General features: G+C 43.6%; 16 protein-coding genes. All 16 read right to left on the bottom strand.

The genetic code is table 11. From position 1 onward, the window contains the following. Positions 1-14: 14 nt before the first annotated feature. Complete coding sequence (gene nuoK / locus NON16_RS07180) at positions 15-329, bottom strand: NADH-quinone oxidoreductase subunit NuoK (RefSeq protein WP_257348116.1); 315 nt, start codon at positions 327-329, stop codon at positions 15-17. Continuing rightward, positions 322-840 (bottom strand): NADH-quinone oxidoreductase subunit J, encoded by a 519-nt coding sequence (locus tag NON16_RS07175; RefSeq protein WP_257348115.1) that lies wholly within the window; start codon positions 838-840, stop codon positions 322-324. The genes nuoK and NON16_RS07175 overlap by 8 nt, the downstream gene beginning before the upstream one ends. Beyond that, positions 837-1,256, bottom strand: coding sequence for an NADH-quinone oxidoreductase subunit NuoI (gene nuoI / locus NON16_RS07170; protein ID WP_257348114.1), 420 nt, complete (start codon positions 1,254-1,256; stop codon positions 837-839). The genes NON16_RS07175 and nuoI overlap by 4 nt, the downstream gene beginning before the upstream one ends. A gap of 16 nt (positions 1,257-1,272) precedes the next feature. Then, complete coding sequence (nuoH, locus tag NON16_RS07165) at positions 1,273-2,274, bottom strand: NADH-quinone oxidoreductase subunit NuoH (protein ID WP_257348113.1); 1,002 nt, start codon at positions 2,272-2,274, stop codon at positions 1,273-1,275. After that, positions 2,274-3,374, bottom strand: coding sequence for an NADH-quinone oxidoreductase subunit D (locus NON16_RS07160; RefSeq protein WP_257348112.1), 1,101 nt, complete (start codon positions 3,372-3,374; stop codon positions 2,274-2,276). The genes nuoH and NON16_RS07160 overlap by 1 nt, the downstream gene beginning before the upstream one ends. A gap of 3 nt (positions 3,375-3,377) precedes the next feature. Continuing rightward, complete coding sequence (locus NON16_RS07155; RefSeq protein ID WP_257348110.1) at positions 3,378-4,589, bottom strand: NADH-quinone oxidoreductase subunit C; 1,212 nt, start codon at positions 4,587-4,589, stop codon at positions 3,378-3,380. Beyond that, positions 4,586-5,104 (bottom strand): NuoB/complex I 20 kDa subunit family protein, encoded by a 519-nt coding sequence (locus tag NON16_RS07150; RefSeq protein ID WP_257348108.1) that lies wholly within the window; start codon positions 5,102-5,104, stop codon positions 4,586-4,588. Before NON16_RS07150 ends, NON16_RS07155 begins: the two co-directional genes overlap by 4 nt. Then, positions 5,095-5,469 (bottom strand): NADH-quinone oxidoreductase subunit A, encoded by a 375-nt coding sequence (locus NON16_RS07145; RefSeq protein ID WP_257348107.1) that lies wholly within the window; start codon positions 5,467-5,469, stop codon positions 5,095-5,097. The genes NON16_RS07150 and NON16_RS07145 overlap by 10 nt, the downstream gene beginning before the upstream one ends. Before the next feature lie 528 nt (positions 5,470-5,997). Continuing rightward, the gene (locus NON16_RS07140; RefSeq protein WP_257348106.1) at positions 5,998-6,525 is read right to left on the bottom strand and encodes a chromate transporter; all 528 of its coding nucleotides are present in this window, start codon (positions 6,523-6,525) and stop codon (positions 5,998-6,000) included. Further along, positions 6,522-7,091 carry a chromate transporter gene (locus tag NON16_RS07135; RefSeq protein ID WP_257348300.1) on the bottom strand — a complete coding sequence of 190 codons (570 nt, stop codon included), beginning with the start codon at positions 7,089-7,091 and terminating at the stop codon, positions 6,522-6,524. Before NON16_RS07135 ends, NON16_RS07140 begins: the two co-directional genes overlap by 4 nt. A gap of 59 nt (positions 7,092-7,150) precedes the next feature. Further along, positions 7,151-8,761, bottom strand: a complete 1,611-nt coding sequence (locus tag NON16_RS07130; RefSeq protein ID WP_257348104.1) for a gamma-glutamyltransferase family protein — start codon at positions 8,759-8,761, stop codon at positions 7,151-7,153. Positions 8,762-8,791: 30 nt separating this feature from the next. Further along, a complete protein-coding gene (locus NON16_RS07125) occupies positions 8,792-9,766 on the bottom strand; it encodes an ABC transporter ATP-binding protein (RefSeq protein ID WP_257348103.1) in 975 nt (324 codons plus the stop codon). Then, complete coding sequence (locus NON16_RS07120) at positions 9,729-10,739, bottom strand: ABC transporter ATP-binding protein (RefSeq protein WP_257348101.1); 1,011 nt, start codon at positions 10,737-10,739, stop codon at positions 9,729-9,731. Before NON16_RS07120 ends, NON16_RS07125 begins: the two co-directional genes overlap by 38 nt. 7 nt (positions 10,740-10,746) lie before the next feature. Then, a complete protein-coding gene (locus tag NON16_RS07115) occupies positions 10,747-12,291 on the bottom strand; it encodes a glutathione ABC transporter substrate-binding protein (protein ID WP_257348100.1) in 1,545 nt (514 codons plus the stop codon). A 152-nt stretch (positions 12,292-12,443) separates the two neighbouring features. Beyond that, positions 12,444-13,346 carry an ABC transporter permease gene (locus tag NON16_RS07110; RefSeq protein WP_257348099.1) on the bottom strand — a complete coding sequence of 301 codons (903 nt, stop codon included), beginning with the start codon at positions 13,344-13,346 and terminating at the stop codon, positions 12,444-12,446. Positions 13,347-13,367: 21 nt separating this feature from the next. Continuing rightward, complete coding sequence (gene nikB, locus NON16_RS07105) at positions 13,368-14,309, bottom strand: nickel ABC transporter permease (protein ID WP_257348097.1); 942 nt, start codon at positions 14,307-14,309, stop codon at positions 13,368-13,370. Positions 14,310-14,619: the final 310 nt, after the last annotated feature.

The following is a 14,619-nucleotide window of genomic DNA, read 5'->3' as shown; positions in this document are numbered from 1 at the left end:
GTTCGACCTCCTTCTTAATGTTTCATAATGTCCATTTCATCAACGTTAACGGTCTTTCGGTTACGGTAAAGGGCGATCAAAATCGCAAGGCCTACCGCAGCTTCAGCAGCCGCAACGGTTATAGTAAATAATGAAAAGATTTGCCCGGTAATCCCTGGATTGATGCCATATTTCGCAAAGGCAACAAGGTTAATGTTCACCGCGTTCAACATCAATTCGATTGAAATCAACACGATTACGGCATTCCGTTTCGTTAATGCACCGAACAGGCCTATACAAAATAAAATTAACGCAAGGACAAGATAGACGGATAAAGGTACACTACTCATTGTCCTTCGCCTCCTCCTCATCATCCCGTTTGGCTAACACAATCGCCCCGACAAGAGCAACTAGTAACAGAACAGATGTCAGTTCAAATGGAATCACAAATTTCGAATAAAGCTCGACACCAATTTTCTCCGTGTTATCGACATGAAGCACGGTTGCCTGTTCTCCAAAGCTTAAGTCATTGATTTGGAAGAACATAACGAGAAAAAAGGCGACAATGCCACCGAGAACAAGCACGGTCCGTGGTACACCAATTTTTGATTCAGTACGGTCACTATGTCGGGTAAGCATAATCCCAAACAGCATGATGATCGTAATCGCACCCGAGTAAATCAAGATTTGTACGAATGCGAGGAATTCAGCCGACAGCATTACATAAAGCCCTGCAATCGATAAAAATGTGAAGACTAGCGCAATGACCATGTGGACGACTTTGGTCAGGTTCAGCATTAAAATGCCGCTCCCGATCGCCACGAGTGCGAGGATGAAGAAGACGATCAGTTCTCCATTCATGCCTTATTCTCCTTTCGCACGTTCGTATCATTTTCATCCAACCATTCAAGATTTTTGAATAGTTCATCACGGCTGTACTCAGCGAGTTCGAAGTTGTTGGTCATTACGATGGCTTCTGTTGGACAAACCTCTGTACAAAGATCGCACAAAATACAAATTTCAAAGTTGATGTCGTACGTATCGATGATTTTCCCCTTCTTGTTCGGGTCCGGATGCTTTTTACCTGTTAAATCGATACAATCTGTCGGACAGACATTGGCACACTGATTACATACGATACATTTTTCCGGGTAAAATTTCTGAATGCCTCGAAAGCGATCAGGCATTTCGAGTGGCTCATCCGGATATGCGTACGTGACTCTTTCTTTTGATAAATTTTTGAGGGTGTATTTTAACCCTTTCATAAGTCCCTTCATGATTACATTCCCTCCGTTAGAACCAGATTTCCTTGATCACGGCACTGATGAAAATATTAAGCAGGGCTAACGGCAACAATACTTTCCAGCCAAACGACATGAGCTGATCGGCACGCAGCCTTGGAAGTGTGGCACGGAACCAGATCATGATAAACACAACAAGACTGAATTTGATTGCAAACCAGACGACCCCAGGGATAAATCCGAGAAATGGAACCGGGTGCCATCCACCGAGAAACAATACTGTTGTTAGAGAGGCCATCGCGAACAAGTACACATATTCCGTAAGCATAAAAAACGCCCAGCGAAAGCCGGAATATTCGACATGGTACCCCGCTACAAGCTCTGACTCCGCCTCAGGTAAATCAAATGGTGTACGATTCAATTCCGCGGTTGATGCAATTAAAAATATGATGAACGCAAGCGGTTGAACAAAGATAAACGCAAGATTCTTTTGCGCATCAACAATCTCAATTAGATTCAAGCTTCCTGTGATTAAAATGATCCCGATTACGGACATGACGAGCGGGACTTCATAAGAGATCATTTGGGCAGCAGAACGCATACCACCAAGTAATGCATACTTATTGTTCGAGGCCCAGCCCCCCATTAAAATCCCAATCGTGGAAATGCCTGAGATCGCAATATAATAAAGCAAGCCAATTCCGATGTCTGAAAACCTAAGTGAATCCGAAAATGGAATAACAGCCAATACCATGAATGCTGGAGCAAACGCCAATACTGGGGCAATTATAAACAGTGGCCGGTCTGCGGCCTTTGGAATCGTGTCCTCTTTCAGTAAAAGCTTCAGGACATCGGCAACGGTCTGTAACAATCCGAAGCGTCCCCCGACTTTATTCGGACCCGAACGTAGCTGCATGAATCCCATTACTTTACGTTCAGCAAGAATTGCATACGTTACAAATCCGAGAACGATCATGAGTAAGCTTGCTCCGAGTGCGAAGAAGATCAGCGTATTCGATAGCGAAGGTGCGGAATGAAGGAGATCATTCATCATTAACCGTCCACCTCCCCGAGTACAATGTCTATTCCGCCGAGTATCGTAATTAGGTTTGCGATATTTTCTCCTTTTAATAGCTTTGATAAAATTTGCAGGTTATAAAAAGATGGACGTCGGAACTTCAGGCGGTATGGCTCCTTTTTACCTTTAGACGCAATGTAGCAACCGATTTCCCCACGTGGCGACTCGATTCTTACGTATGTCTCTCCAGCTGGAGGCTTGATGATCCGTGGAACTTTCGCCATGATTGCCCCTTCAGAAGGAAATTGCTCCACTGCTTGCTCAACGATTTTTAACGATTCCTCGATTTCAGCCATACGACATTGATAGCGCGACCAAGCGTCACCTTTTTCTGTAACAGGTACATTGAAATTAAAACGATCATATATCGAATACGGTTCTTGTTTACGCAGATCCCAATCCACTCCAGTACACCGGAGGTTCGCACCACTTAGTGAATAAGCTAATGCATCTTCCTTCGAATAGGTGCCGACATCATGGACACGATTTAAAAAGATTTCATTCCCAGATACAAGGTCATGGTAACCTGCAAGTTCTTTTCGCATATGCGGAACAAATTCACGAACCTTTTCAATCCAACCATCTGGGGCATCCCATTTCACCCCACCAACGCGCATGTAGTTAAACGTTAGTCGGGCTCCAGAAATTTCGTTCAGTAAATTAATGATCATTTCCCGCTCTCGAAATGCGTATAAAAACGGGCTAAGTGCTCCGATATCAAGCAAATATGTACCAAACCATACGAGGTGGCTGGCAACTCTACCAAGCTCCATAACCAAAACTCGTAAGTACTCCGCTCGATCTGGAATCTCCATGTCCATCATCGTCTCAACAGCGTGACAGATCACGTAATTGTTCGTCATCGCGGACAGGTAATCCATTCGGTCTGTGTAGGGAATGATCTGTGTATATTGCAGGTCTTCTGCGAGCTTTTCGGTCCCCCGATGAAGGTAACCAATTACAGGCGTTGCGTCAGTAATAATTTCTCCGTCGATCTTCAAGACAATCCGGAACACCCCATGTGTACTTGGGTGCTGCGGGCCGACGTTTAAGAGCATTTCTTCAGTACGAATCATCGGTTACACCTCCACGTCGTATGGTTCATAGTCTTTGCGCATCGGGTGCCCAACCCAATCATCCGACATTAAGATTCGTGTTAAATTTGGATGGCCTGTAAAACGAATGCCGAGTAAATCATAAGCCTCTCGCTCCGGCCAGTTTGCTCCTGCCCACAGTGGGGTTAACGATGCAACTTCTGGCTGGTCTCGATCCACTTTAACCTTTAACGCTACAGATTGTTGATTTTTATAAGAATAAAGATGGCTATAAATTTCCATATGTGTTTCAAAGTCTGTACCATGCAGCTCGCTTAAATATTCAAAATATAGCTGCTCATTGTACCGTAAAAATTCAGCAAGTTTATAATAGCTTTCGCGTTTTGCAACAAGCGTTGGAACATCCTTCCCTAGTCGATTAATATACGAATCTTCTAAAATTTCTTCCCCGAGATTGTCCTTGATGACCTTTACGTATTTATCGAGTATAGGTTGATTTGGTGATGGCTTTTCCTCAAAGGCCTCAGAGTCGTTTGCAGCGGGTCCACCGGTTGCTGTTTTCGATTTTGCTGCGGCTGCAGCTTTTGCCTTTGCTTTTGCTGCTGCGATTGCTTTAGATTTTTCATCGTCTCCGGAACCAGTGGCTCCTCCGCCTGCTGCCTTTTTCTTCGCAGCTGCTGCGGCTTTCGCCTTGGCTACTGCGGCGGCCTTCGCCTTTGCCTTTTCATCTTCTCCAGATGCTTCACTGGTTTCCCCGCTTGCTGCCTTTTTCTTCGCTGCTGTAGCGGCTTTTGCCTTGGCTACTGCGGCGGCCTTCGCTTTTGCCTTCTCATCTTCTCCGGATGCTTCACTGGTTTCCCCGCCTGCTGCCTTTTTCTTCGCAGCTGCAGCGGCTTTCGCCTTGGCTACTGCGGCAGCCTTCGCTTTTGCCTTCTCATCTTCTCCGGATGCTTCACTTGCAGCGTTGGAGTCTTCCGCTTCCTTTGCGGATTTTCTTTCAGCTGCTTTACGCTTTGCCTCTTCCACAGCTTTTCGCTTTGCTTCCGATTTTTCCTCTTCCGTCATTTCGTTTTGCGGTTGTCCTCCAGTTGCTTCGACTTCACCTGAATCTCCTGCTTCCTTCGCAGCCTTCTTCTCAGCAGCCTTACGTTTCGCTTCTTCAATCGCTTTTCGCTTCGCTTCCGCTTTTTCCGCCTCAGTCATCTCACTGAATGGTTTTTCCTGATCGTTACTCATTTATCAGTCACCCGCTTCCCAGTCTTAGCTTCATAGCGGATTTTTTCTTGTAGTTTATTAATTCCATAGATTAATGCGGCCGGGTTCGGAGGGCATCCAGGAATATAAACATCGACTGGAACGATCTGGTCGACTCCTTTTACAACGGCGTAGGATTTTATGTATGGTCCACCTGCTGTTGCACAGGAACCCATCGCGATAACCCATTTTGGCTCTGGCATTTGATCATATAAACGCTTTAATACTGGTGCCATCTTTTTCGTTACAGTACCGGATACGATCATGCAATCCGATTGACGCGGTGATGTTCGGAAAAAGGACCCGAATCGATCAAGGTCATAGTGAGACGCACCAGTCCCCATCATTTCTATAGCGCAACAAGCTAGACCGAATGTAAGCGGCCAGATCGAATTACTGCGCGCCCAAGCCTTCACTTGTTCAAGCGTCACAAAAAATACGTTCTTTTGAAGCTCTTGTTGTTCTTCTGGTGAAATTTCGTCTAGTCTTACATCCATTTTAACACCTTCTTCTTCCACGCATAGATGAGTCCGATCAACAACATAACAATAAAGATTCCCATTTCAATCAGTGCGAAAATACCGAGCTTTTCATAGGCTACGGCCCACGGATATAAGAAAACGGTCTCTACATCAAAAATGACAAACAATAACGCAAAGATGTAGTACCGTACATTGTACTGGACCCAACTTTGATGAAAGGGCTCTATACCACTTTCATAGGTTGTTTGTTTTTCTTTTGACGGTTGATTTGGTCGTAAAATTTTACCGGCAGTCAAGGCGACCATCGGTAACAGAATGCCCAACAGTAAGAACATTAAAACGACCAGGTAGTTGTTCTGATACAAGTCATAGAGCTCCATATGCTACCCTCCCCATCTATCCATCTATATTATTAGAAAGTTGACAAAATTGTAATCGCTATCAATTATACCAAATACCAATTTTTGTGTCGACATGACTTCCCAGCTTTGGAAATCAATTTAAATCGTTAGTTTGAACTATGATTTACGAATCGTAAATCTTTCTATCAAAAATAACTTAGTTTAAAAGGTTGGATTTGCGGCCGTAAATCGTCCTATTTAAATTTAAAATGCCCCCAGCAACTTTCCCACTCTCCTCAATCACATTCCAAGCAGCGAAACAACGCTTACCCAGCCCCTTTTTCAGAGCAACAAAGAGAGGGCAACTCAAATCAGGGATGTCAGACACTTTTTCAAAGGTAACCAGCCGGGGATCCGTCCCGCACCGTACCTAAAGTGTCTGCCCTTTTGAGTCACCCTTCTTATATAAATCTTTTACTACACTACACTATACTATTCTCGTCTTACTCACATATGACCTTCCTATTATCTTGAAAATTGGAAAATTCATAAATTCTTCGCTTCCATTTATAAAAATAGCCCTCCGTATGTCAAAGCGCCGACTATGACAAATGCTGGATGGATCCGCCATCGTTCCAAGAATAAATAACTTGCTCCGAGTAACAGGATTGTTTGCACCGCCCCGGTATTTTCATACGAACTAAAGAAAAATTGATAAGCCATAATGCCTAAGAGAACGGCGATGGTTGGCCTCACCAAAATTGTCATCCATTTTACATTTTCAGATTCCCTGTACTTCAATAGAAGCTTTAACATAAGAACCATCAGCAGGAGTGATGGAGCCGCTGTAGCGAATATGCCGACTGCAGCTCCTAGCCATCCGCCTTGGTCAAAGCCAATATAGCCTGCCATTTTCGTTGCGATTGGTCCCGGTAGAGCATTCCCTAGCGCAAGTACTTCACTAAATTCCTCTGTGGACATCCAGCTATAGCGGTCGACTACCTCATTTTCAACAAGTGGAATCGAAGCAGGTCCGCCTCCATAACCGAGGATTCCAGGGATGAAAAAGGCTAAAAATATATGCCAGTAGATCATTCCGTATCACCTTTTTTCTGTTGTAGACCCCATCGACCAAACACAGCATAAAGAAGAAGTAAACCGATCAATAGTCCTGGGTGTACGTGTAACACTTCCATCAATACGACTGATAAACCGATTAACAATAACGCTCTCATCCATCCGAGTCCTTCACTGCTCTTTTTCACAAATTGCCATGTTAATTGCGCTAGCATAAATCCGACAACAGGGATAACTGCATTTGTCATGCCTTGCACCCATGGCTCATCTTTATAGGCACTTAGTGTCGTCAAAAGGGCAATCATCGCTACCACAGATGGGAAAATCGTCGCAACCACCGCATTTAACAGCCCAAATAACCCAGCAACCTTATAGCCAATATAACCTGCGAGCTTTGTAGCAATTGGCCCTGGGAGCGTATTCCCGAGCGCTAACAGATCACCGAATTCATCTTCTGTGAACCAACCGTAATGATCGACAACCTCTTTATGAACGAGGGGAATCGAAGACGGTCCTCCGCCATATCCGAAAATTCCAACACGGAAAAATGCCGCAAATAAAGATAAATGATGCTTGCCCCTCACCTTTTTCTTCTTGTACGTTTCCCCCTTTGGTGCTGGGAGTGTTTTCGCCTCTTCAGGTGCTACCACGCGGCAACACTTCCATCGGTTCTTGACTCAGTTCCGCCCATCAGCACGCCCGTCTTCGGATTACGCCAAATAATTTGTCCGCGCCCAAACGGTCCTCCGTCCAACGCGACCTGGATCTGGTGTCCTTTTCTAGTAAGGGCTTGAGCGATGTGATTGGGAAAATCCGGCTCTACCATGACCTTTTTGTTCTCCATCCATTGCCACCTTGGGGCATCAAGGGCTGCCTGGGGGTTTAAATGAAAGTCGATTGTATTCATCACTACCTGCATATGCCCCTGCGGTTGCATGAATCCGCCCATGACTCCGAAAGGGCCGACCGCTTCATTATCCTTTGTTAAAAATCCAGGAATGATTGTGTGGAACGTCCTTTTCCCCCCTGCAAGAGCATTGTCATGATCTGGATCCATCGAGAAGTTATGTCCACGGTTCTGTAGAGCGATCCCTGTTCCTGGAACAACGAGACCTGAACCGAAGCCCATATAGTTACTTTGAATAAAGGAGACCATGTTCCCTTCTTCATCTGCGGTAGCTAAGTATACAGTCCCACCTTTTGGCGGAGTCCCTGGTTCAGGTATTATCGCTTGATCTCCGATTAACCGTCGCCGTTCTTCAGCATACTCTTCCGATAATAGGGCTTCTGCTGTAGTAGACATCGAACGATCCTCAGTTACATATTTATGAGCATCTGTAAAAGCCAGTTTTAATGCTTCAATCTGTTTATGGTAGGTCTCAACTTCTTCTCTGCCAGAAAACTCGTAACCTTTCATCATGTTTAACGCCATTAAGGCGACGATCCCTTGACCGTTCGGTGGAATTTCCCAAACCTTGTAGCCTCGATATTCGACACCTATCGGATCAACCCATTCCGGTTTAAAAGCTTTCAAATCCTCTTTTCGTAGAAACCCATCATACTGTCTAGAAAAAGCATCGATTTGTTCAGCGAGACTTCCACGATAAAATGATTCTCCATTCGTTTCTGCGATTTCCCGTAACGTATTCGCATGACCTTCCGACCGCCAAATTTCCCCGATTTCTGGTGCACGACCATCAGGGGCGAATGTATCAAACCAATGGGTAAATTCCTCACCAGTCAGAGTTTCTTTAAATTTGTTAGCTGCACTTTGCCAGAACTTCCCGAGGATCGGCGAAATCGGATAGCCGTTTTCGGCATAGTCAACCGCAGACTTGAGAACCTCTGTTAATGGAAGCTTCCCAAAACGCTTCGACAATTCTGCCCATGCGCCAGGTGCCCCAGGGACGGTAACTGGAATCCAACCATACGTTGGGATCTCGTCATGTCCTCTATTTTTCACTGCATCAATTGAGATCTGTTTTGGTGCCGGGCCGCTTGCATTAAGGCCGTGGAGCTTCCCTTTTGTCCAAACAAGGGCAAAGGCATCTCCGCCAATTCCGTTTGATGTCGGTTCCACAACCGTTAAGCATGCTGCGGTTGCAATCGCAGCATCAATTGCATTGCCACCCCTTTTTAAAATATCTAGCCCTGCCTGTGATGCCAACGGTTGGGACGTTGCAACCATCCCCTTCCTGGCATAGGCGGTCATTCGTTGGGATGAATATGGGTAATACAGTGAGTCAAATTTCATATGATAATCCCCTCTTTCTCTCTTTGGCTGCTATACTTCGTGACAGGCAACAAAGTGATTCTCTTCAACTTCACGCCATATCGGTCTCTCTTCTTTACAACGTACTGTTGCCAATGGACAACGCGTATGAAAGGAACACCCTTTAGGTGGATTCGCCGGATTTGGAAGATCTCCCTCTAATTTAACTCGATTTCTTTTTCTTCCTGGTACCGGACGCGGGATTGCTGACAACAATGCCTTTGTATAAGGATGTAATGGATTATCGTAAATTCGGTCAGCTGGTGCCAATTCTGCCGTATTACCAAGGTACATGACAAGGACACGGTCACTAATATGACGAACAACACCCAGGTCATGAGAAATAAACATATAAGTTAATTGATGCTTTTCCTGAAGATCTTTCAATAGTTTAATAACTTGCGCCTGAACGGAAACATCCAGTGCAGAAACTGCCTCATCGCAGACAATGAAGGAAGGATTCAAAGAAATTGCACGAGCAATCCCAATCCGTTGCCGTTGTCCACCGCTGAACTCATGAGGATAACGATCATAATGCTCAGCCTTTAAACCGACCTCGTCAAGCAAATTCAAAACCTTTTCCTTTCGCTCTTTTTTCGATAGGGAGGTGTGAATGATGAAGGCTTCTTCAAGGGCATCTCCAACTCGCTGTCTTGGATTTAATGAAGCATAAGGATCTTGGAAAATCATCTGCATTTCTCGTTTAAATGCTTTAAGCTTTCGATCAGAAAGCGTTCCAATTTCTTGCCCCTTAAAAACGATCGAACCCTCCGTCAACGGTTCAAGGCGAAGAACGGCTCGCCCAAATGTTGACTTGCCACAGCCGGACTCACCGACAATACCAAGTGTTTCTCCTTCATAAACGTCAATCGTCACATCCTCAACCGCCTTTACATGTCCCTGGACACGCTGAAGGATACCGCCTTTTATCGGATAATATTTCTTTACGTTATTGATTTGAAGAAGCGGTTGCTGCAGATTCATCATGTTGCTCCACCTCCTGTAACCAGCATCGAACGGTGTGCTCATCATTAACAGTAAATGTTTTTGGTGATTGCGTCCTGCATTTTTCCGTTGCAAATTCACAACGATTGTGGAAGCGGCAACCAGTAATTACCTCATTTAGATTGGGTAATGTACCGGGAATAGCTTCCAATTGATGATTCCGGTCATCGACATTCGGTACAGATTTCAACAAACCTTTCGTATATGGATGCTGCGGATTAGAGAATAAGCTTTCAACATCAGCTTCCTCTATCTTTTCTCCTGCGTACATGACCATCACCCGGTCTGCAACCTCAGCGACAACGCCCATATCGTGCGTGACCATAATGACGCCCATCCCTAATTCTTCCTTTAAATCATCGATCAAATCTAATATTTGTGCCTGTATCGTCACATCAAGTGCTGTCGTGGGTTCATCGGCAATCAATAAAGAAGGGCGGCATGCTAAGGCAATCGCAATCATAACACGCTGTCTCATTCCACCGCTTAGCTCATGCGAATACTGCGACATTCTTTTCTCTGGATAAGGGATACCGACTTGTTTCAATAATTCGATCCCTTTACGGTGTGCTTCACGTTGTGATAACCTCTTGTGAATCTTTAATGGTTCTCTAATTTGAAATCCGACGGTGAATACAGGGTTTAGTGCTGTCATTGGTTCCTGAAAAATCATCGCCATCTTGTTGCCTCGAAGTTTGCGTAGCTCATCTTGTCGCATCTTAGTTAATTCTTGACCAAGAAACCGAACCGACCCTTCACTAATTTCTCCATTATTCGGAAGTAGATTCATAATCGATAATGAGGTAATACTTTTTCCACAGCCAGATTCCCCAACAATGCATACTGTTTCACCTTTATTAACTGAAAATGATACCCCACGGACAGCTGACAGTTTCCCATCAGCCGTTTTAAATTTGGTAACGAGGTTATTAACATCAAGTAATAACTCTGCCATGTTAGCCCTACTCTCTGTGTACATTATATAGTGACCATTGACCAGTAGGATCCATCTCTAAACCTTTAACTGACTTATCATAAGCTGCCGTTACAACACCATGATTCATAACCACCCATGCTGCATCCTTCACAGCTAGTTCATTTGCTTCCATTAGTTTCTGTTTACGCTTTTCTTGGTCAACAATGGTGCGTGACTCATCAACTAATTTGTCGAACTCTGGACTTGAATACTGTGTACGGTTTGAAGAACCCGCATTATCACTGTGTAAGTTCGGATAGAGAAGCTCACTACCATCCGCTGTGCTGTTGGTCCAACCGAGGAAGGTAATATCGAAATCACCCTTTTTGCTTACATCAAGGAATGTTCCCCATTCCATCGACTCAATTTGAGCGTTTATCCCTACTTTTTTAAGCTGTGCTTGAACAATTTCAGCCATCATCATGTAGTTACCCGTATTTGCAGCTAGTATTTTTAGCGTTGTTCCCTCGTATCCATTTTCTTTAAGAAGCTGTTTGGATTTTTCAGGATCGTAGTTATATCCTAGCTTTTCCGCAGCTTTATCATAACCAAAAACTTTAGGGCCAATTATGCTATTTGATTGTACGCCTAGACCCTTTAATTTCTTAACATAAGCTTCGCGATTAATCGCGTGTGCTACTGCCTGCCTAAATTTAAGGTCACTCGTCGGTTCCTTTTTCATGTTGAATCCAAGATAAGAGACAGGTGTCCCTTCCTCCTTCATGATTTCTACGTTTTTCAACTTTTCAAGACGAGGCAACTGTTGTGGAGTAAGACCGTCGATAAATTGAACTTCACCCGTTTGAAGCATTGAAACTGCCGTATTCACTTCTGGAACGACCTTAAAGGTTACCTTTTGAAGCTTAGGTGCGTCTTTCCAGTACTCCTGGTTTGCTTCTAACGTAATGTGGTCACCTGTTGCCCATTCGACAAATTTAAATGGACCTGTTCCAACTGGTTCTTTATTTAAACTACCTTTCTTGTCTGCAGTTGGACTGACAATAGAGGCATTCGTATGAGAAAGTGCCGCAAGCATCGGTCCATAAGGCTCTTTTGTTTTAATGACAACCGTATACTGGTCTTTTACTTCGACTGATTCAATCGGTTCTAATAAAGAGGCACGAGGAGCGGCTGTTTCCGGATCTCTAAATTTATCAAAAGTGTACTTTACGGCTTCTGCATTAAAATCTGTGCCGTCATGGAACTTGATTCCTTCTTTTAACTTGATCACCCAGGTTTTCGAATCGGGCGTTTCATATGATTTAGCAAGCTTTGGAACAATCTCCATTGTCTTTGGGTCTCGAACGAATAAGGTTTCATAGATTTGTTCAATAACACGAGATGAAACAGAGTCATTCGTTTCAATCGGAGACAACCCGACCGCTTTTGTTGTAGAAGCGTACGTCAACTCCTGAGGAACATCATCACCACCAGATGAACTATTCCCTGCGTTACTGCTGCAACCTGCTAAAGCTAAAGATATAATTAAAAATGCTGCTACTAAACTCGTTAAATACCGTTTTCGTTTCATAACCTCTTCCCCCTCGATTTCGTATCGTTTTGAAATTTCGATTGAGTAAAATTCACAGAAATTCGCTGGATTAAGCCCCTTTCAATTAGGCATGACGTCCTGTTTACTACGTTGAACCTGAGCCTAAGTCAGTACATCCTATAGGAGCCCGGTTAGCCCAAATCCATATTAGGATCCAATGCATCCCGCAGACCATCACCTAGGACATTAAAGGCAAATACAACAAGCATGATCGCAATTCCAGGTACGATGGTCATGTGAGGCGATGTCCACATATAATCCTGGCCCGCAGCGATCATTGCTCCCCATTCAGGCGTTGGCGGTTGTGCTCCCAACCCTAAGAAGCTAAGTGCAGATGTTGAAAGAATTGCAGTTGCCATTCTCATGGTTGCAAAAACGATAATTGGTGCCATACAGTTTGGCAAAATATGCTTTATAAGAATTCGACTATTCCCGGCACCTAGTGATTTCATGGCGACAATATATTCTTGCTTTTTGACAGACAATACACTGCCCCTTACAATACGAGCACAAGTCGGTATTGACCATATACTAATCGCAATCATGACATTAACTAGACTTGTTCCGAGCATTGCAATGATTAACATCGCTAACAAAATTCCAGGGAAAGCGAACAATAAATCTACAAATCTCATAATCCATCCATCTAACTTTCGAAAATATCCAGATATAAGTCCTAAAGCAATTCCCCCGGTAAGCCCTAAAATGACAGAAACTAATCCTACTACTAACGATATTCTGGCTCCAAATACAATTCGGCTCCACATGTCTCGCCCATAGTTGTCAGTCCCTAGCCAGTGATTTTCTGAGCCTACAGGTAATTCACTATTTACTAGAGATTGAGTGACCGGACTATAGTGTGTAATCCATGGAGCAAATACAGCCATTAGAATTTGAATAAAAATAATAAATAAACCAAAAACAGCTAAGCGATTTTTCAGTAATTTTTTAAGGGTCACAACAATAACCTTTTGCTTTCCTTCGGTTTGCTTCCCTAGCTTTGACTGTGTAGCAACTGCTTCACTAGCAGGCATTTCATTTTCCCCTTCCCATCATTAGTCGTAACTTATCCTTGGATCAATTACGGAATAAATGAGATCTACTATTAGATTCACTAAGACGAATAACGCAGCAACGAGAAGAACTGAACCTTGTACCATTGGGAAGTCCCTTGCCGCTATGGCTTCGATCATTAAGCGACCAACACCGTTAATGGCAAAGACTTGCTCCGTAATAATGGTTCCACCGAGAAGAAAACCAAAATTCAATCCGATAACGGTTATGACAGGGATCATAGCATTTCTCAAGGCGTGCACCCATATCACTGTCTTTTCCTTTACACCCTTTGCTCGAGCTGTTCGAACAAAGTCAGCTCGAATCACTTCTAACATGGTTGAACGACTCATACGGGCAATCATTGCCGCTGATCCTGTTCCAAGTGTAATCGCAGGTAAAATGAGCTGTTTCATACCCTCAATTGTCCAAAATGGTTCACTCAACCCTCCAACCGGAAGCCACTGTAGACCTACGGAAAACACTAGAATTAACACTGTCCCGAGCCAGAAATTCGGGATGGAAATTCCGGCAAGTGAAACCACCGTACTAGAAACATCAATCCAAGAGTTTTGCTTTAAGGCGGAAATAATACCTGCCGTTACACCTATGACCACCGCAACAATCATACTTGCAATCGCAAGGTTTAACGTATTCGGAAAACGTGTAATAATTGCTTCACTTACAGATTGTTTGGTCTGATAGGAAAATCCTAAATCCCCCTGTACAACACCTGTCATATAATTTGCGTATTGGACTAGAACAGGATCATTAAGTCCCAGGTTGTTTCTAATCGCTTCAATATCTGATTCCGTGGCAGTCGGGCCTCCGATAATACTCGCTGGGTCTCCCGGGGACAAATGCATGCTCATAAATACAATAAAAGAGATACCAATAAGCAACACGACTAATTGGAGCATACGTCTAATAATAAGTCCGACCATTTATCCTTTTCACCTCCTAGTTGTAATAAACAAATGTTAATTATTTGATAACTATTGCGACTATTTTGAAATATAATAGTAAGAACCATTACCTCCTTTTCGAAATAAATATGTATTTTAACATCCGTTTGTTAACTGTATATGATTTTTTAATTTACTATTGTATATTAAGTGAATTGTTTTTGATTATAAAGTAATTTTTCTGAAAAATCCACAAATCGAACAAAAAAATTTATTATTTCAGAGAACTCCTTCATTTCGGTAAAATAAACAAGCCGGTTAAGGGTTTTCCCTTCCGGCTTGTTTAAAT

It is taken from the genome of Pseudalkalibacillus decolorationis (genome assembly GCF_024609785.1).
GTDB classification, from domain to species: Bacteria; Bacillota; Bacilli; order Bacillales; family Fictibacillaceae; genus Pseudalkalibacillus; species Pseudalkalibacillus decolorationis.
Note: the sequence above shows the minus strand (reverse complement) of the source record. Positions and strands in the feature narration are given on the sequence as shown.